The sequence below is a fragment of the Pseudoalteromonas sp. c7(2019) genome, assembly GCF_011378625.1.
In the GTDB taxonomy this organism is placed as follows: Bacteria; Pseudomonadota; Gammaproteobacteria; order Enterobacterales; family Alteromonadaceae; genus Pseudoalteromonas; species Pseudoalteromonas arctica.
Genome location: NZ_WTKS01000013.1, coordinates 40,945 through 60,308 on the forward strand (window position 1 = coordinate 40,945; position 19,364 = coordinate 60,308).

Below are 19,364 nucleotides of genomic sequence, written 5' to 3' on the forward strand. Positions count from 1 at the left end.
GATGCATCCTTTTATAATTGCTCTGCTTTTATTAGGGAACTAATTAAAAGCTGTAAGTAATGTTACCGTATAAAAAGCGTCCGTCTAATCCGTAAGGCGCATACGGTGTGTACGGGAATATTTGGCCAAAGTCAGAGTAACCAATGTTATCCACGGTGGCTTGTGGGTACTGATCGAACAAGTTGTTTGCACCAACGGCAAATTTCCAATATTCGTCTGGACGGTATGCCACTTCTAGGTCGGTGATCCATTTAGGGTCTAGGTATTCATCGCGATCAGCTGTAGTTGATATATCAGCGACTTCACCATAACGTGTGGCACGAAGCGTTGTTTGCCATTCGTTAAAGTTCCACACTGCTGATAGGTTCCATTTGCTATCTGGCGTGCCTTCTTCAAAGCGACCTACTTCACGACGTGCAAACACTACGTAGTCGTCACCTAGTGAGTTAAGCTGCGCTGGGTTGTCGTTTACGTGTGTTACTTCGGTATCGTTAAAGTTAGCTGCTACGTTTAAACGTAAATCACCTAAGTTGTCTAAATCTAGGTTATAAGTGGCAACTATATCTACACCTTGCGTGCGTGAGTCGATAGCGTTGGTAAAGTAACGTACGCTTTCGGTATTTAGCTCACCGGCATTTTGTAGTATTTCAACAACTGCATCGCCTTCTAAGTTTTCAGACAATACAATACGGTCATCAATATCAATACGGTACGCATCAACAGTTAAGCTAAAGCTGTCTTGAGTGTAAATAAAGCCCGCAGTAACGTTTACTGACTCTTCAGCATCTAACGGCTGTGCACCTAGCGCTTGCGCTGCTGCAGAATCGGTTGGGAATAAACCAACTTCAAATGGTTGGTTGTTTTCAAGTACGGTTGATATTTGGCGGTACGAGCTTTGCGCTAAAGATGGCGCACGGAAACCTGTGCTAATTGCACCACGAAGCGATAGGTTTTCAGTAATGCTGTAACGCGAAGCAAGCTTAGAAGTAAATGTGTCGCCAAAGTCGCTGTAATCTTCATAACGACCCGCTAAAACGACGTTCCACTTTTCTGTTAAGTAGGTATCAAACTCAACAAATAAAGCGATGTTATGACGGCTTTCGTCAGTCGCACTTTCTGGTCCAAAACCAGCAAGTACTTGCGCGCCACCGGCTGCAATTGGGTTACCATCGCTATCAAGTGCGGTGATGTAAGACGCTTCTTCGCCTTCTTCTATTTTGTAGCTTTCGTGGCGATATTCAGTACCTACGGTAAAAAATACGTCATCAGGTAAGCCTAAATCGAGAGTGGTATTGGCTGTTGCGTTTACTAAAAACTGATCGTAAACCAATGCACCGTTGTCAAATTCGGTTGGGCTGTCGGCACCTAGTGATGTATTAATGCTATTTACAACACCGAAACCAAAGTCGTTGCGGCCGTAGTTGGTACTTACATCCCATGTCCAGTCGTTAGTTTCGCCTTGTAAGCCCAATGCAAATGAGTAGTCTTGTACGTCTGTTTCAATTTGCGGTAAAAAGCCATCTGGGTACACTTCTAAAACGTTACGGCTGTCTTTTGCTCGGCGGTAAAAACCACCTGAATTACCTTCACGCTTTGAGTAGCTACCAAATGAATAAAGGTTTAAGCCGTTATCTAAATCGTAACCCATGTTGTAAAACAACGCGTAATCTTCAAGGTCTGCTTTACCAAAGCGGTGGTTGTAACGATCGATAGTAAATTCGCGTGGGTCTAGGCTGCCATCATCAAGGCGGCTGTATTGTTCGCGAGGGTCAAAACCTGAGCGCTGAGTTGAGTCGTTATCACGGTACTCAATGGATACGTTTACAAAACCGTTATCAGATAACGCAAAACCAGAGTTTGCGCTAACAGTGCGTGTTGCACCGTCGTTTACTTCTCTGTCGCCACCGGTATTAAAGGCTAAGTCGCCGTTTGCATCTGCATAGGTGCTTTCTAGTTGAGATACACCAGCCATTTGAGTATCGTATTTACCGTACGTTACGCTTACGCTACCGCCTTCTGAGGCATCTTTAAGTACAATGTTAATTACCCCAGCAATTGCATCAGAACCGTACTGTGCGGCTGCGCCATCACGTAGTACTTCAACACGCTTAATTGCAGAGGTTGGAATCATGTTCAAATCAACAGCTGTAGAGCCTCGGCCAACAACACCGGCTAAGTTTAATAGCGCACCGGCATGGCGGCGTTTACCGTTTATAAGTACTAATGTGTGATCGGGTGCTAATCCACGTAAAACAGCTGGTTTTGCATGGTCAGTACCATCACCCATAGTGGCACTTGGGTAGTTAAAGCTAGGTACTTGGTTTGCTAGTATTTGGCTTATTTCTAGCTGACCCGTACTTTGCATATCACCGCTGGTAATAATATCTACGGGTACCGTACTTTCGGCAATACTGCGTAAGCTTCTGCGAGTACCGGTAACCGAAATTACTTCGATATTCTTTTCTGCTTGATTATCTTGCTCTGCGGCAACGGCCATAGAGTAAGGTGTGCTAAGTGCAGTGGTAACGGCCAAGCTAAGTGCTAGTTTATTTGCAGATAAACGCTTAAAAGTCATTAATTGTTCCCCAAGAGCTGCTAGTCGAAAAGGAGCGCATCATATAGAAGCGACTACCCTAGTGCAAAGATAAAAACTATCTAAGATATTCTAAGTTGTTAACATATAAGGTCACTGTTTACGCGCGATATAGGCGTTTGGATCGTTGTAGTTGCAATCTTGTGTCGAATGGTTGCGAATTCAAGGGAATTTTAGATAAAAGTTAGTAAGACGTAAAAAGGCCAAGCAAATGCTTGGCCTTTCAATTTTTTAAATTTAGTGATTTAAATTATTCAGGGGCAACTTCAAGCGTTGTAAATAATGCATAACGTCCTGCATCTACGCCTTCTTCATTTACGGTAACCTTGTTAGAAGTTTCGATTAGGTATAGGCCTGGCTCTTTCCATGTAATTGTAAACATCCCGTCTTTATCGGTCGTTACTTTTACTTCGCCACGGTCGTTACGGTAGCGTGTGTCGCCTTTTAAAATGCTTACTTCAATGCCTTCACCAGCAGATTTACCATCTTGTAGTAATTGAAAACGTGCTTGCTCACCTACAAATAAATCGTTTGGATGCGTTGGACCGCTAAGCTCTAAGCCTAAACCTAACTGTGCAGGCTTTGAGGTGCCATTACGGCTTACAAATGTATCTACTGTTGAAACAACCTTCGTTGTAGTTACATCTTTTGCATTGCTAGGTAACTCGGCTTCTGTTTTTTTACCAAATACGCGTTTGCGCTTACCTTCTTCGTTTTTATAGAAGGTCATGTACATTGGCTTTTGGGTCATTGCAATGTGATAAGTGCCTTGCTCTGTTAAGCTTACCGCAGCTGAGCTTTTACGTTTTAAGTAATAAGCACGGATGGTGTCGCTTACTGGCTCACCATTAGGCGCAAGTGCCATTAATAATGTGTCGTCGTACTCGGCGCCTTTTTCTTTAGGTTTAAAGGCTTTGTCTGGTGCAAAAATTTCGTTTGAAATACTTGCGTCAATCATTACGTAATGCGCTTTATCGCCTGATAAAGATGTATGCGAAGGTAGTAACCAACGTCCGTGTGCACTTGCCGAAGTTGACACTAAAGCAGATAAGCTCAATGCGCCGATTAATGCAGTTTTTAATAAATTAATTTTCATTGTATTTCCTTAAATTCAAATAATTAAGTAGCAGTTACTTAGTGCTTACAGTGACGAAACTTTGTGAAAACTCGTTTTTACCATCAATTGTCAGCTTGCCTGATTTGGTTAAATCGAGCTCAACGCGGGTGTAATCTCTGCCGCCTTCTTCGCGTACAACTTCAATATTTAGTAAGTATTTACCTGGTTTTACTGGGTTACCGTCTAAATCGTTACCTTGCCAATTTATAGTGTAAGTACCCGCGCGCTTTGTTGCGCCGCTAATGCCGTCAAAGTTGGCGTCACTTTTACCGGCTTTACGCCACCATTGGCGTAAGTCTTTAAACCATTCTGCTTTTTGCACCCAAAGTGCAAGCGTTGTAACGTGTTTGCGCTCTGGTGTTTCAAGCCAAACTGCAACGTATGGACGGTGATACGGTTGTACTTCTAAGTCGGGAAGCGTTAATTCAACCTCTAGCTGTGGTGTTTGTGCATGCGCTGTTGTTTGAAAAAACGCAGCTACGAGCAGTAATGCGGCGCTTATAAATAATTTAAATTTAACCATTAAGACACTCCTTTTATTTGTGGAACCCAACATAAATAAATAACCAGTGGAGTTACGACTCCTAGTAAGGTTATCCATATTCCTGCTAAGCGTTTTTTTCTATTTTGAAACAAAATAATCATGCCGGTGATGGCAAATAAAATCATTAGTACGGCAGATATATCAATTACCCAACTCCATACTTCACCGCTATGGCGGCCTTTATGTAAGTCGCCAATAAGGCTTAAAAAGCCACCTGTTTGGTAATCAAGATTTAGCTCGCCAGTTGTAAAATCAAGCTCTGCGTAGGCAAACCCAGCAGGCAGTGGGTAGTCGAGCATGACAAGCGCGTCTTCTTTTTCCCACTCAATGCTTTTTACTTTTGTAAGTGCATATTGCTCGGCTAGGTAAGCTTCTATTTCAGGGTAAAGCGTTGGCAGCGTATTTAGCTGTTCATTCGCTTTGGTAACTAGCTCAGCTGGAATTACCGCCGTTACTTGGCCATTATTTTTATCGTTTTTAAGCCAATCAATATGGTTGAGCACAATGCCGCTAACGCAAAATAAAATAAGCAAAAAAAACAAAGCTGTAGAAATATAAATATGTAGAGCACGGCTTGTGCTATACAAAGCCCGCTTGTTAATAAACGACATAAAAACAGTAAATAAATTAAATTTACAACATGATAATGATTTGCATTAGCTATTACAAATTTACTTACTTATCTTTACATAAAAACTTTAAAACAAAGGTGGTATGCAGGTAAAAAATGAATATTTAATGCTTAGGAGGGCTGGAGGGTCTTAAAATAAGGTAAATCATTACCGATACTTCTATTACTGCAACGAGATAAATAACCCAAATAGGGGCGGCTGAATACAGTAAAAATATAAATCCAATTAACATGCCAATGGCGGCGTAGCATTTGGCTTTAACAGGCACTACTTTATGGGCTTGCCATTGCTGCAGAGTTACACCGTAACGAGGGTGGTTTAACAGCCATTGTTCAAGCGCGGGTGATGAGCGAGTAAAGCAGGTGAGCGCTAAAATAAAAAATATAGTGGTAGGCATGACCGGTAACACAATGCCAATAATACCCAAGGCTACAAGTATTAAGCCAAGCGCTTTAAACCATAAGTTTTTATAACAAATAAACACTGCTTTTATATTCACTTAGGCTCTTTTTAGGCGTGTTATGGTATCTCTAATTGTAGGCTAAATAGCTATTAATTCGTAGCTTAAAATCAATAAAAAAGGGCAAACTAAGTTTGCCCTTTTAAAAATAAATGCGGTTAACAGTTTAGAAGTAGTAACCAATATTTATGTTGAAGCGACGTTCTGTATCGCCATCACCAATAATTGTTCCGCCAATAAATGGCTGGTTACGTGCTTGAATAAAGTCGAAGTAACTAAAGAAACCACCTGCAGCAACACTCATACCCGTTACGTTCATCCATGTATCTGCGCTATCGTCAGACTTGTCATAAATAATACCGTAATCGTTGTAAAATTGAATGTCGGTAACTGGACCCCAATCAAGCGAGTAATTATAAGCAACGTTAAAGTTAGTCATAGTTGCTTCGCTAGATACAGTGTCATAATAAGCATACGCACCAACAACAAAACGGTCGCTGCTGTCGTCTAGATCGTAGTCGTATTCACCGTGTTGAAATTGGATATTCCAGTTGTTAATTGTGCTATCAACATGAAATGCCCATGCGCCGTAGTTACCTGCACGATCGTTACCGTCATGTAAGCCACCACTTAATAGTGATACACCCACATCGGTAGTTATATTTTTGCTGTGTTCAATTTGATATGTTGCACGCCCGGCAAACGTATTGTATTCGCCTATGCGAGAGCCAGGTGCATCGTATGTACCTTCCTCTGCTGAGCGACTACCAATAATGTCGTAAGAGTAACGATGGTTAATATCTGAAGAGCCACCGTCTATACCACCTAGCTCATCATTTTTGAAAAAGCCTAGGTCTAGTTTCCAGTTATCTTTAAGTTTACGTTTTACTACTACACCTAAATCATAGTCGTCTTCTAGGCCTACGTAATAGTTAGTACTGAAAAAGTAGCTGTGTGAGTTGTAAGGGCCATTACCAAAAGGCACGGGTGCAATACCTGCTTGTCCTTCCCAGCCATCTGCAAACTCATAACCTAAGTAAGCATATTTAACAACGGTCATATAATCGTAAAAACGTACTTCACCGTTAAGTGAAATATCGTTAATTTCACCAGATACATTTATACGGAAAATATCAAAATCAAAATCGCCACCGCGATCTTGGGTATCTTCATCGTATGTGTTGGTGCTGTAATTAAAGCGTATTGCTCCACCAACTTTAATGCCTTCATCTTTTTTCTCAGGTTCAGCTGCGGCAACTTCAACTACTTTTTGATCAGATTTTTTACTGATGTTTGCAACTTGTTGTTCGTGCTGCTTATTAATTTGCTGTTGTTTTGTTTTTTCATCAGCTAACTTATTTTCAAGCAATTGCATTTGTTGCTTTAGCTGTTTAAGTTGGCTTTGTAGTGTGTCTAGATCATCAGACGCATAAGAAGTGCTTGTAACACCACCTAGGACTAGTGCTAGTGTTAATTTTGAGAGTTTAGTCATAATAGCCGCTCTGCTTGTGATTAAAAAATAAAAAATTCAAGACGTCAGAAAACGCCTTACGTTTAGAGTAAGTACAAAACTATGTGTTTTTTTTATTGTTTATTCTTTAGGAGCTTGAGTAAGTGCACCAACTTCTAGAAGGGGCGATGCATCTAATTTATCTGCATCCATCATCGCGGCTACACGCTGCATTGATGAGAGTAAAAGGCTCTGTTCCCACTCAGCAAGCGCAGAAAACTTTTCAATAAAGTGTTCTTGCAATGGCTGAGGTGCTTTATCAAGTAACTCTTTTCCTTTCTCGGTGAGGTATAAGCTCACTCTGCGTTTATCCATTTGACTGCGTACGCGTGTTACTAAGTTTCTGCTTTCTATTCTGTCGAGAATATTGGTAACCGTTGCTGGGCTTAAATTTACGTTTTGAGCAATACGGCTCGCCGTTATTCCATCGGTTTTTTTAACTTCTTGCATTATAAGCAATTGTGGGCCAGTTAAACCCGAAGTTTTATTTAGCTGCTTAGAATGTAAGTCAATCGCGCGGATCACTTTACGTAAAGAAACCAATAACTCGTCATATTTTTGCATTTGCTTATCTCATCGATGGGGCGGTAGTTTGCCGTAATCGCGAAATGTTACACATCAAATAAATTGAATTCAAACAATATATTGCACATTAGGCCGCTTTTGTTGGTTTTTAATAGTTAGAGCAGTAACTAATGTAAAATTATATTGTTTAAATTATAGTAAATTTTCTTAGCATCTTGTGTGCATTAAGTTGCGCACAGTACGTATGTTGTGAATAATTGGCAAGTCTTATTGTATAGACTTTAGTATTATTCATTTACAGCTGTTAGTACAAAGTAATTGTTTGTGAGTTTACTGTATATGTATTAATCGGCAATGAACAAATTCAGCAATCAATATTTAATATCAATAGCGTATACTTTAAGCATGCATTATTGTTTCTGCACAAATATTAAAAATCTTTAGTATCAGTATTATAGGGGAAGGTATGAAATTATCGCCATCAGTTAGCATTGAGCAAAGCGAAACCGGTCTTGAGTTTATTAAAATAGCTAGCTCAAAGTGCGATGCAAAAATATTTTTGCAAGGTGGGCAAATTACCGAGTTTATCCCTAAAAATAACAAGCCACTTATATGGGTATCACAAGACGAAACTTATCAAGAAGGGGCAAGTATTCGAGGTGGTATTCCTATTTGTTGGCCGTGGTTTGGTACACACGCTAATGATGGCTGGCCTGCCCATGGTTTTGCGCGCACAAGTGTGTGGCAAGCTGATGAAGTACACGAATCTGATGAGCAAATTACAGTTAGTTTAAAGCTACCCATGAAGCTTGTTAATACGACGTATTGGCCACATCAGTCAGCATTAAAAGTTGAGTTTGTATTAAGCGATAAATTACAGGTTCGCTTAACGACCGCTAACTTAGGGAGTGCGCCATTTAGCTTTACTCAAGCGCTACATACCTATTTTCCTACATCAGACATTACAAATACCCATGTAGATGGTTTGCAAGGCGCGCAATATATTGAGTTTAGTGAAGGGCCATTTGTACAAAATGATGTTGTAAGCTTTAATCGCGAAACCGATATGGTTTATACACAAGCAAGTACAGTGCAAACCATTAATACGCCAGAAGGTGTTATTAATGTGAGCCGCGAAAACTCAAGTTCGTGTGTACTGTGGAACCCATGGATAGAAAAATCAAAACGCTTATCTAACTTTGCTGATGATGAATATAAAACAATGCTCTGCTTAGAGGCTGCTAATGTACTGACAGATAAAGTAACGCTTGAGCCAAAACAAAGCCACACCTTAATAACCACCATTAGTTGGTAAGCTAGTCATAATTAAAAGCAGGAATAGGGACAAATAGTGTTTAACAATCAACAAATAATGGATTTACCAAAGCATAGTGATATTAGCTTTAAGCCATTGGCTGATAAAGCCTTATTACATACACAGCTTAGCTCGCTTCTGTTTTATATACCGCTAATTGGAGCGCTTATTGCTGTTTGTTATTTTAATGAAGCCTTTGCTAATAATGCACAAACGTATTTGCTAATTGGTATGCCTATTTTGGTGGCCGTATCTATGGCGTACAACATGATAAGTGTGAGGTTACGAGGTTTTGCAGTGCGAAATCATGACATTGCTTTTAAAAAAGGCGTTATTTGGCAACAAGTGACGGTATTACCTTTAGCGCGTGTACAGCATATGGAAATACACCAAGGGCCAATAGAGCGAAAGCTTAGCCTTGCGAGTATTAAATTATTTAGCGCTGGCGGTGTAAGTGCCGATTTACAAATTAGTGGGCTAACCCATGATGATTGTAAAAATATGCGCCAATTTGTACAAAACTACCGCCAAGACGACGCAACTACTCAGGCAGCTTTAGTCGATGAGTAATGCAACTATCGAAGATAAAGCGAGCCCTATTTACTGGCAAAAAGTATCGCCCTGGGCGCTTTTATACTTTGTTGTGCACTTTAGTGTGCGCTTTGTAAAAGATGGCCTTTTAAACTTACTGCCTATGCTTGTCGTGTTTGTTACTCAAGTAGAAAATAAGTTGTTTTGGGCGCAGGTTGCAGGTGGGATTGCGCTAATTTCGTTGCTTATTTACTCATTTTTATATTATTTAAATTTTAAGTTTTGTATTAGTAGCGACAATGAAATATTGCTTAACAAAGGTGTATTTAAAAAAGAGCGACTTACGCTTAAATTTGGCCGTGTGCAAAACGTTAATATTGCCGAGCCATTTTATTTTACCCCCGTAAACTTAGTTAATTGTATTTTTGATGCCGCTGGCAGTGTGTCGCAAGAAGTTGTTTTACCTGGCGTCACTAAAGATTACGCACAGCAAATGCGTAAACAAATATTTGATTTTAAAGCGCAGCAACAGCAAGAAATACAAAATACTGAACAAAGCGAAACAGACACTATCGAAAACAGCCTAAGCATTAGCAATAAAGAAATAGCCAAATTTGGTTTGATGTCGAATATGGCTATTTTAGCAATCGCTGCTTTGGCCCCTTTTATAAACCTGATTGTTGATTTTTTAGAGAAGCAAATTATTACCAAAGTAGAAGGCTTTTACCAACAAGAGCTTGGTATGCTGGCAAGTGCTGCTACCTTTGCGATGATCACCTTAATTGTTTTGCTAGTTTTGGTAGCGGTGATGCTATCGGTGACTATGTCGCTTATTCGTTTTTATAACTTTGAGCTTTATTTTAAAGGTCAAAAATTTAAACGTATTGCTGGCTTGTTAGAGCGCCATCAGCTTTCAATGAGCATGGATAAAGTGCAATCTATTGTTATTAAGCAAAACCTAATGGGGCGATTACTAAAGCGATTTACCGTTGAGTGCTTGCAAGCAAGTAGCGGCGGAATAGCAGCCGGTGTTGCGGCTAAAAAAAATAAACAAACCTTAGTATTACCTGTATTAAATAGCGAACAAGTTGATAGTGTATGCCAGTGGATTTACCCGTGGTTTAATAGTAAAAAACTCGCTTTTAAGCGCGCAGAGCGAGCGCTTTTGTATAAAAATTTAGGCTTTTATTCACTGTTACCCAGTGTATTAGTGTTTGGCTTTTGTTTTATTGCTGATATTAATACTTTGATTAGCCTTGGTGTTTTGGTGGTGTTTTCTGGCTTGGTAACTTTGTCGTATCAGCGTTATGGTTATTACATGCATGAGGATAATGGCCGATTTTACATGGTTGTACGCAAAGGTATGATTGGCGTTCATTACCGTGTTTTTGAGCTTTATAAAGCGCAAAGTGCACGCAGTATAAGTACGTACTTAATGAGAAAATCAGGCTTAAAAAGCCTGTATATACAACTTGCTTCAGGGTTTGCATTTATGCCCTACATAAAGCAGCAAGATGCTGACTTTATTATTGATTTTACAATTAAGCAGATTGAGTCAGATACTCGCAGCTGGATGTAAACTCCCCTAGTAAAACATGTGTAAATACACATTTGCACATGCTTTATTACACTTTCTTACTGCCCATGAAAGACATTTAATAATACCCTAGATGGTATTAAGGAATTCTTTTAGGGACGCTCATGAAAAAAACACTTATCGCATCAGCTTTATTACTAGCAGCACCAAGCTTTGCAGCCGATTGGCAAACTATTCATACTGAACATTTCAACATTCACTACAGTGTTGAGCATGCTGATTTTGCTAAATCAACTGCAACAGAGCTTGAAATAGTACGCACCAAAGTGCTTGAGCAGCAAAACAGAGCACTTGATAAAACAGTTGATGTAGTGGTGTTTGACCCCCTAAATGCAGCAAACGGCTTTGCATTACCTACCTCAAGTAACCCTGTAATGGCACTTTTTACAACCCCACCACAATCCGACACAGTTATATCAAACAGCTCTGGCTGGCAGCAGTTGCTTGTGTTGCATGAATATATTCACTTAGTGCACTTAGCACAGCCTACACGCAATCACTGGCAGCAGAAAGTACGTGGTATATGGGATTTATACGACTTAACCTACAGTGATACGCCGCGCTGGGTAGCCGAAGGTTATGCCACATTGATTGAGTCTAAAATGACGGGTCGTGGACGTTTGTTTGATAACTACTCAGAGTCAATACTGCGAGAATTTGCTCAACAGGGCGCACTGCCAACCTATGGGCAGTTAAATGGCGAGCAGGGCTTTATGGGCGGCTCAATGGCGTATTTAATGGGTAGTCGCTTTTTAAATTGGTTAGAGAAAAACTATTCAGAACAAACACTCGATAGTGTTTGGACGCGAATGCAAGGCGTAAAAACGCGGAATTTTGATGAGGCATTTAGCGGTGTGTTTGGGCAAAGTGCAGCCAAGCTATATCGCCGATTTATAGCTGAATATACCTATAAAGCAATGCAAATAGAGCAAGGGGAGCCGTTACTTAATAGTGAACTTTGGCTTGAGCTTAACTTATATGCAAGTAACCCAGTACTTTCAAAAGATGGTAGTAAAATTGCGATTGTTGAGCGAGATAAAGAGAGTAATACCAAGCTTATAATTTATAGCACTGATGACAACATTAAAGCGCAAGAAGAGTTTACTAAAGCGCAAAAAGAGCTACTCGAAAACGATGCACAAGACATTCCCGATACAGCGCCAAGTGTATTTAAGCGCGAACAAAAACAAGTGCTTAATCAAATTAACCGAGCTGGTATTGCAAACCCTCAATGGGTAAATAACACAACGTTATATTTTAATGCGTACAGCAATGAAGAGTCGGGTATTTATAACAAAGTGTCTGACATATTTAGCTATAACACTGACACTGGAAATATTACACAACTTACCGAACTTGCTGGTATACGTCGTTTTAACGCAACCAGTAACGGCGAAACCTTGTATGGCGAGCAAATAAGAGATGGCTACTCTGAATTAGTAAAGGTTGATCTCAATACGCAAACCATCACACCATTATTTACAAAAAGCCTTGAGACAACTTACGATTACCCAATACTCAGTCCTGATGAAACTAAATTAGTTTATTTATCAACATCATTAAATGAAAACTGGCAATTGTATATACAAGATGTAGGTGGCAATCAGCAGCAATTAGTACCTATGCCAAACGGGTATCAATATTTAAGTCAGCCAAGCTTTAGCCATAATGGCGAGTCAATTTACTTTGTTGCAGGTTTAAATAGCGCCACCGATATTTATAACTACAACATAGAGAGTAAAACACTCACCAAGTTAACCCAAGGGCAAGAGGCCGTTGCCCACCCAATTGAAATGGCTGATGGCTCGTTACTCTATTTTTCGATAACTGCAGATGGGCCAAGCATCAAAACACTGCCAAAAGCTATAAAAAGCACTGTAGTTACTGAGTTTGCAGCTAACAAAAAAGCACCGCTGCTAATAGTAAACGAACATATACTTCCAAAAGCTAAAATATATACGCACGACACTACAGAGCAAACAAATTACAACGTGCTCGACCAGCACGCTACTTTCGCGATTGGCTCTCAATATTATTCGGCTTCTACCAGTTTGTTAGATTTAAGCATTAAAAGTAGCGACTTATTAAAGCAGCTCGACTTACAAGCGGGTTATAGCACTGATTTACACGATGGGGCATTGCACGGTGGTTATGTGCAGGCAAAATATAATGCGCTTGATGTAAAACTGAAACTTGCACTGTTTGACTACAATTTAGATACATCGCGCCAGTCTCAGCAAAGTCTAAGTGCAGACATGGATGCCCGTGGTGGTTTTGCCGCAATAAGTTACCCCGTTAAATTTGGGCAGTTAAGTTTAACGCCAGAGCTTGCCTACAATTACACTGATTATAAGCAAAGCCATAAAAGTTGGACGCGTTTAGGTATTGCTCAAAATTGGCAATATGATCGTCAAGACTTTGCTATAGGCCAAAGTATTTATGCGAGTTGGTACGATGGCAGTAGCAAAAGTAATAATTGGCAAGGTTATGATTTAGCCGCCAAAATTTTTGGTAAAGCGTTTGGTATTCCTCTTTATGCAAACTTTTCTCAAAAGCAACGTGACGACAGGAGCCTTGCATTAGGTGGCTTTAGCTCAAATCTTATTAATCAGCAGCAAAATAGTGAATATGTACTTTCATCTGAGCTGCCTTTTTACAGTGCAACTGCAAAGCGCTATCAAGGCTACGGTGGCGGCTTTAGCTTTAAAGAAGGCATGCCGTGGCTTTATTATAAGCAACATCAACTCGACGACACCGTATACGCACAAAGCTACGGCTTAAAATACCAAGGTGACTTTAGTTTTGGAATGGGGCCAGCAGGTGTAAACGATTTAACGTTTAATATGGGACTGTCGCGAGTAGAAGGCGACAGTTTTGAAGATGAAATGCGAGCGTGGCTGAGCTTTTATTATTCGTTATAAATATTAATTGGCTAAGTTACTTATCCATCTGCAAGGATAGTAACTTAGCTTGATATACATCGAGTTTTTGATTATCACGTTCTAGTTCAATTGCTTTCTCAAGTAAGGTTTGTGTTTGTTTAATATTACCTTGTTGATAGCGAACTTTTGCGAGTTCCAAGTATAGCTCAGCAATGTAAGGCGCTTTAGTAATCGCTTGCTCAAGGTGTGCTTTAGCCTGATGAGCGTGGCCAGCTTGTAAGTTGTTTTTAGCGATCACTAGTAATTCGTATGGGTCTTTTTCTTTATTAACTAATTGTGAGGTGAGCTCTTTAACAAGCTCTTTGTCGCCTAACTTTTTAGCTAAAAGCTGATAGTTGCTGATTAAATTAATGCTTATTTCGTTATTACTAAGTGCTGTTTGATAGATGTTTTTAGCGCTTTGTAAATCACCAGCTCGGCGATGCAAAATGCCCGCTATATTAAATAATTCAGGATCATTGGGGGTGTATTTGTTTGCTTGTAAAATAAGTGAGTAAGCAATATCCAGCTGTTTGTCTGCCAATGCTATGGCAGCTAAATTACTATAAAACTTAGAAACTAAATCGTTATAGTCTGCGCTGTTTGAATAAAAACTGCGACGGGTAGGGAAGTAGTCGATTAATGTGCCCGCTCTGAAAAACTCAATAATATTATCATCTTTTTTCTCTACTTTTGGAGCATATACTTTTGTTCTAAAGTGATTAGCGACATAAACAACATTATTTTCTTTTGCGTATATGGGCTTACTTGTAACTTCTTGAAAGCTTGTTTCTAACCCAAGAGCTTGTGCGTAGCTTTGCGTTAAAATGGCTAAACTAATGCAATTACCTTGCGAACGCTTTAGGGTTTGAGCTGAAGTAAGTGTATCGCCATGGTATTTAAAGTTAGCTATCTGGCTTTCGAGGTAGTTGTAAATTATGCGGTCATCACGGATTTGGGATAGCTTTTGGTTTTCGGCGTAAGCTAAAAACATTTCTTTTTCAGCATCCGGTAACTCAAAAATACTGTGCTCGGAAGGTGTGTCGAGTTTATTAAACAAAGAATGGTTTAATAGTTGTTCAAGCCCTACTTGTTGTTCTACTTGCTGAACCTTGGTTGTGTTACATCCAACTAAAAATAAAAAGGTAATACTAATAACTATTTTGATAAATATCATAACCCACTCCTTTGTTAATTTTTACATTACAATGTGGTGGGTTTTTAATCAATGTTATAGATGTTTTTTCTAAAAATTTTATAAATGGACTAATGCTAAATTTACGATGTATAAAATTTTGGCTTAAATACTAATGTGACCATAGTTTTATAATGAAACACTAATAAACTATGCCCTCAGCCCTAATACAGAGCTGTAGGCAAAATAACGGTAGTAGCTTTGGGTATGCGCTAAGTAGAGTTTTATTATTCACTTTAAATGACTGTTAAGTAAATGTTATATTCTGAGCTGTTTTAATAAAATAAGTATTTTGACAATGTCATTTAAGCATCAGAAAGTTCCCAAGAGCGTTGTACTTCCAAGCGTCCCCTCCGACGCACCTGGTTTAAGGTATGAAAAGCCAGAACTAGGTAGTAACTATTGGGTTGTTGATGAGTTTTTTAAACATGAAGAAGCAATGGCTATTCGTTCTTCATGTTTAAAAAAAGAGGTTTGGAAGTACGGTAAGCCGTATACCAAAGAACTTTGGCCTGGAATGCGCACTCCTAATGCTCTAAATAGTAAACAGCTTAAAAAAATAGAAAAATATGTTAAGTCAGTTATCAAAAAAAATAAATTATGGGTTGCTGATTCCAATAAGGTTGTAGTTGATACCAATACTGCAATTTTAGTGGGGGCTGAAGAAGGGGCTTCTAGGCCTCATGTAGATAATCGTTATTTATGTAGATACGCTGCTGTTTTGTATTTAAATCCTGATCCAATTACCTCTGCCGGTACCTCTTTTTATCGTTTAAAGTATGCAAATGAAGCGGCAGGAGGAAATATTGTCGATCCTCCTTATGCTAACCTTGTTGATGCACTTAATGTAAGTAGCCTTCCATATAGCGCATGGTATAAAGACATAGATATTGAGAATCGCTTTAATCGTTTAATTATATTTAAAGGTAGTATTGTTCACAGTGCATCTGAGTATTTTGGAGATGATTTAAATACTAAAAGGCTGGCGATAACATTTTTTTGGATGTGCGAAGATTAATTAATAATTCTTTTTAGGCAGAAAAATCTTGTCGATAGTAAGGCAAAAATTCCGTTATTTAGTTGTTCTAAATGAGACGCTTTTAATGCAACTAGCGTTAGGTTTACTCCCTCAAAATGACTAAGTATTATTGCGCACTCTCTTCTATAAATAATATGTAGAGTGCTGTTTTTATAATTTATAAATAGCTTATTATTAAATGAATCATAAGCTATTATTTTTAAACGCTAGGGCATGTTGAACTTTGTGGATTGAAATTTGTTCAATCTAGGGGCGATTAAATCGCGGCGCGAGGTTTGTAACCTAGTGGACTAAGTAAAAACCGAGCAACAAAGAGTCAATCGTCCCTAGAAAGAACCCAAAGGGCAGCGCATGTTTGGTATTTATGCTGCGTTATCGCCTATTCATGGGGAATAACCACACTACATAGGCTCTGCCTTGCCTAAAAACCAAACATACTGCTGCAAATTCACCCACCAAAGATCAACACGCCCTAGTGACTTGGCGTTTATTTAAACGGTTTTTTTGTGATTGTTTTTTACGTTTTCGGCGAGTAAACCATAAGTAAAAACCAGTACCTGCTAGCCACACTGGGCTTAAACCAATTACGCACCACAGTATTTTACTTATTAGCCCTGCAAAGTAGCCAAAATGAAGCTTTCTAAAGCTATCAATTACCTGCCAGCCAACGCCTACTTCGCGAATATCCCAGTTAGCTATGTGCTCGCCTGTTAGCTTGTTATAGCTAACCGTATTGGCATACTCACTAGCAAGTGGGTTGGCGGTATCGACTTCGCCGAATAAAGTAATATTTTCGTCAGGTTCGAGTGGCATAACTAAAAACGTGCCGTTAAAAGTGGGTATTTGTTTTTTACTGTCATTGAGTATGTGTTGAAATGAAATATCGCTACTGTGTAGGTTTTTGGTTAGTACAAAGTGCTCTTCCTCTGCGTGTTCAATAACTTCGTGATACCACACCGCCCAGTTAAAGTAGCCACCTGTGATAGCTAAAATAATAATGATGGGAGATCCTATAACCCCCGTCATTTTATGAATGTCGCTAAGTACAATTTGCAGTGTTGCACGCCAGCGCACACTAAATAGACGCTGCCAAAATTTACGATAAATAATAAGCCCAGTAATACCTAATACCAATAAAAACAGAGCAAAAAAGAAGCCTAGTACAGTACCTGTTTGCCCTGGCAGGTTTTTAAAGTCGTTCAGTAAAAAAGTGTAATGTAGTTCTAAAAACCAATCGGTAAAATAATGGCTGGTACCAACAGGTTCAGACAAAATGTCACCCGTATACTGGTTTAAATGAAACTTATACCATTGCTCTGTGCCGCGTTTGACTAAGTAAACCCGATCAGCTGTATCATCGTTAAATATTTCCCAACTACCTACTACATATTCAGGGTAAGCATGCTCTGTTTTGGCAATTAACGTGTCGATTGGCATGCGCTCTGGCAGTGCATTTACAACAAAGTGGCTGCTTGGCATAAGTAAGCCATCTATTTCACTTTTAAAAACTAATACGCTCCCTGTAATACTAATAACAATCAATGGAATGATAGCTATTAGAGCGATCCAACTGTGAATTTTAAAAAGAGTTTTTCTCATAGGTAGTTTTATATACAGCAGCTAATGACTTGCGCATGATAACAACTATCATTTTTATTTAATAGTTTAGCGGTGAGGCTTTCTATTAAACCGGTAAACCGTGAACTTAATTCTACGGTTTTTGTATACCTAGCTTGCCAGTACCTAAAACAAGAATATCTTATTTAGTTGAGTTAAATTTACGCGGCTCTACAATGCCGCGCTCATAGTAAAAGCCTTTTAAAACAAATGTTTATTAAATGTTTTTATTTCTGCTTTTAATTAACATTTATGTAACGAGCGAGGTTGCTTTGGCGCATTATTTGCCTATATTGTCTTCATTTATTCTGGTTTTTAGTTTTTTACCATTACTAAACAAAATTCGAAAAAATCGTAGTGTCTCAGGTTTATCACTATTGATGATGACGTTTGGGTTAGCACAAAGCCTTTATTTTATAACCTACAATATTTATTTTGAGCGTTTTTATATTGCGTTACCATTTATTGTAACCGGTGCGTTAAGCGGGCTTATTTTATATTTTTTTGCACGTTATAACGCAGCTAAACGAGAACGTGTACAGCTGGTTACTATGCTAGGTTTTTCGTTACTGCCTTTTTCACTGCTTTTAAATTCAAGCCTCGATACTGCAACGGTATTAAGCGCTTTAACGTATGTTGGCCTTGTGATGAGTTCGGTACGTGTTATGCCGCAAACTTATAAAACATTGCGTACGGGTAATGTGAGTAATTTAAGCGCGCGCTACTTTAGCTTGCAGTTTATTGCTGGTATTTGCGGCTTAGTTGTTGAGCTTACAACAGCGGCTCCAAGCACGGCGCACTTACTTATGTTTATTATGCTGTTGCTTACCAATGCTGTGCAATTTGGTTGTATGCAATATTATAGAATGCGGCCTGTAATAGCTTAAAGCCAAAATAAAAGTGCTAATTTAGTTTAGGTATGGCAGTTTTAAGCTATTAATCATTACAAAGTTTAAACAATGCAATTAGCTATTCATCAAATTGATGCGTTTACGAATGAGTTATTTAAAGGTAACTATGCGGCAGTGATCCCACTAAAATCGTGGTTAAGTGACGATTTAATGCTAAAGATTGGCGCTGAGAATAACGTATCTGAAACTGCTTTTACCTGCCTGCAAGACGATGGCAGTTTTGCTATTCGTTGGTTTTCGCCGTTAATGGAAATCGATTTTTGTGGTCACGCCACACTTGCGGCTGCCTATGTTTTATGTGAAGAGCATAACATATCGCAAATTCGCTTTATTGCTGATGCGGTGGGCGAGCTAATCGTTAATAAAAACGCTGATGGTAGCTTTGCAATGACCTTTCCAAAACAAGCACCGGTTGAAGTGCAAAATGTGCCTCAGCAACTGCTTGATGGCCTGTCTATGCAACCGAGTAAAGTGCTTAAAAATCGCCAAGCCTACTTTGTTATTTATGAAAACGCCGATCATATACTTGAATTAAAAACTAGCTCAGAGCTTTTAAAAACGCTTTATCCACTTGATGTAGTGGCCACTGCTGCAAGTGCTGAATATGATTTTATATCTCGTTATTTTTGGCCTGCAAGCGGTGGCGACGAAGATTATGTAACAGGCTCTATTCATACTGGCTTGGCACCTTACTGGGCGCAGCAATTGGGTAAAACTACGTTAAGTGCTTATCAGGCTTCAAGCAGAGGCGGGTATTTACTATGTGAAGTGGGTGATACAACCGTCACCTTAACGGGGCATGCTGTAAGGTATTTAAAAGGCACTATTTATATTTGATCTGTGAATTAAGTGATAAA

General features: G+C 39.2%; 16 protein-coding genes. 7 read left to right on the forward strand and 9 right to left on the reverse strand.

From position 1 onward, the window contains the following. Positions 1-43 precede the first annotated feature (43 nt). The 7 genes from GQR38_RS14590 to GQR38_RS14620 form a co-directional block, all read right to left on the reverse strand. The gene (locus GQR38_RS14590; protein ID WP_165722673.1) at positions 44-2,575 is read right to left on the reverse strand and encodes a TonB-dependent receptor; all 2,532 of its coding nucleotides are present in this window, start codon (positions 2,573-2,575) and stop codon (positions 44-46) included. 268 nt (positions 2,576-2,843) lie between these two features. Continuing rightward, a complete protein-coding gene (locus GQR38_RS14595) occupies positions 2,844-3,689 on the reverse strand; it encodes a DUF4198 domain-containing protein (RefSeq protein ID WP_165722675.1) in 846 nt (281 codons plus the stop codon). A 34-nt stretch (positions 3,690-3,723) separates the two neighbouring features. After that, on the reverse strand, positions 3,724-4,233 hold the full coding sequence (locus GQR38_RS14600; protein WP_165722677.1) for a DUF2271 domain-containing protein: 510 nt from the start codon (positions 4,231-4,233) through the stop codon (positions 3,724-3,726). Continuing rightward, positions 4,233-4,865, reverse strand: a complete 633-nt coding sequence (locus tag GQR38_RS14605) for a PepSY-associated TM helix domain-containing protein (RefSeq protein WP_165722678.1) — start codon at positions 4,863-4,865, stop codon at positions 4,233-4,235. The genes GQR38_RS14600 and GQR38_RS14605 overlap by 1 nt, the downstream gene beginning before the upstream one ends. Before the next feature lie 124 nt (positions 4,866-4,989). Then, positions 4,990-5,385 carry a YbaN family protein gene (locus tag GQR38_RS14610; protein WP_007580453.1) on the reverse strand — a complete coding sequence of 132 codons (396 nt, stop codon included), beginning with the start codon at positions 5,383-5,385 and terminating at the stop codon, positions 4,990-4,992. 127 nt (positions 5,386-5,512) lie between these two features. Then, the gene (locus GQR38_RS14615; protein WP_165722679.1) at positions 5,513-6,838 is read right to left on the reverse strand and encodes a carbohydrate porin; all 1,326 of its coding nucleotides are present in this window, start codon (positions 6,836-6,838) and stop codon (positions 5,513-5,515) included. A 99-nt stretch (positions 6,839-6,937) separates the two neighbouring features. After that, entirely contained in the window at positions 6,938-7,420 is a 483-nt protein-coding gene (locus tag GQR38_RS14620) for a MarR family transcriptional regulator (RefSeq protein ID WP_010554531.1), read from the reverse strand. A gap of 427 nt (positions 7,421-7,847) precedes the next feature. On the opposite strand from GQR38_RS14620, the gene GQR38_RS14625 reads away from it, so the two are divergent. The 4 genes from GQR38_RS14625 (at position 7,848) to GQR38_RS14640 (ending at position 13,745) form a co-directional block, all read left to right on the forward strand. After that, positions 7,848-8,696: a D-hexose-6-phosphate mutarotase gene (locus GQR38_RS14625; RefSeq protein WP_007580460.1), complete on the forward strand. Its 849-nt coding sequence runs from the start codon at positions 7,848-7,850 to the stop codon at positions 8,694-8,696. Between the two features lie 36 nt (positions 8,697-8,732). Then, the gene (locus GQR38_RS14630) at positions 8,733-9,266 is read left to right on the forward strand and encodes a PH domain-containing protein (RefSeq protein ID WP_101163834.1); all 534 of its coding nucleotides are present in this window, start codon (positions 8,733-8,735) and stop codon (positions 9,264-9,266) included. Then, complete coding sequence (locus GQR38_RS14635; protein ID WP_165722680.1) at positions 9,259-10,806, forward strand: PH domain-containing protein; 1,548 nt, start codon at positions 9,259-9,261, stop codon at positions 10,804-10,806. The genes GQR38_RS14630 and GQR38_RS14635 overlap by 8 nt, the downstream gene beginning before the upstream one ends. Before the next feature lie 122 nt (positions 10,807-10,928). Further along, complete coding sequence (locus tag GQR38_RS14640; RefSeq protein WP_165722681.1) at positions 10,929-13,745, forward strand: PD40 domain-containing protein; 2,817 nt, start codon at positions 10,929-10,931, stop codon at positions 13,743-13,745. A 16-nt stretch (positions 13,746-13,761) separates the two neighbouring features. Here the strand turns inward: GQR38_RS14640 and GQR38_RS14645 are convergent, their stop codons facing one another. After that, a complete protein-coding gene (locus GQR38_RS14645; protein ID WP_165722682.1) occupies positions 13,762-14,922 on the reverse strand; it encodes a tetratricopeptide repeat protein in 1,161 nt (386 codons plus the stop codon). Positions 14,923-15,238: 316 nt separating this feature from the next. On the opposite strand from GQR38_RS14645, the gene GQR38_RS14650 reads away from it, so the two are divergent. Then, entirely contained in the window at positions 15,239-15,958 is a 720-nt protein-coding gene (locus GQR38_RS14650) for a DUF6445 family protein (protein ID WP_007580474.1), read from the forward strand. A gap of 483 nt (positions 15,959-16,441) precedes the next feature. On the opposite strand, the gene GQR38_RS14655 is transcribed toward GQR38_RS14650, so the two are convergent. Further along, entirely contained in the window at positions 16,442-17,578 is a 1,137-nt protein-coding gene (locus tag GQR38_RS14655; protein WP_165722683.1) for a PepSY-associated TM helix domain-containing protein, read from the reverse strand. Positions 17,579-17,868: 290 nt separating this feature from the next. On the opposite strand from GQR38_RS14655, the gene GQR38_RS14660 reads away from it, so the two are divergent. Beyond that, positions 17,869-18,483 carry a PQ-loop repeat-containing protein gene (locus GQR38_RS14660; RefSeq protein WP_165722718.1) on the forward strand — a complete coding sequence of 205 codons (615 nt, stop codon included), beginning with the start codon at positions 17,869-17,871 and terminating at the stop codon, positions 18,481-18,483. A gap of 72 nt (positions 18,484-18,555) precedes the next feature. Then, a complete protein-coding gene (locus tag GQR38_RS14665; RefSeq protein WP_165722684.1) occupies positions 18,556-19,344 on the forward strand; it encodes a PhzF family phenazine biosynthesis protein in 789 nt (262 codons plus the stop codon). Positions 19,345-19,364: the final 20 nt, after the last annotated feature.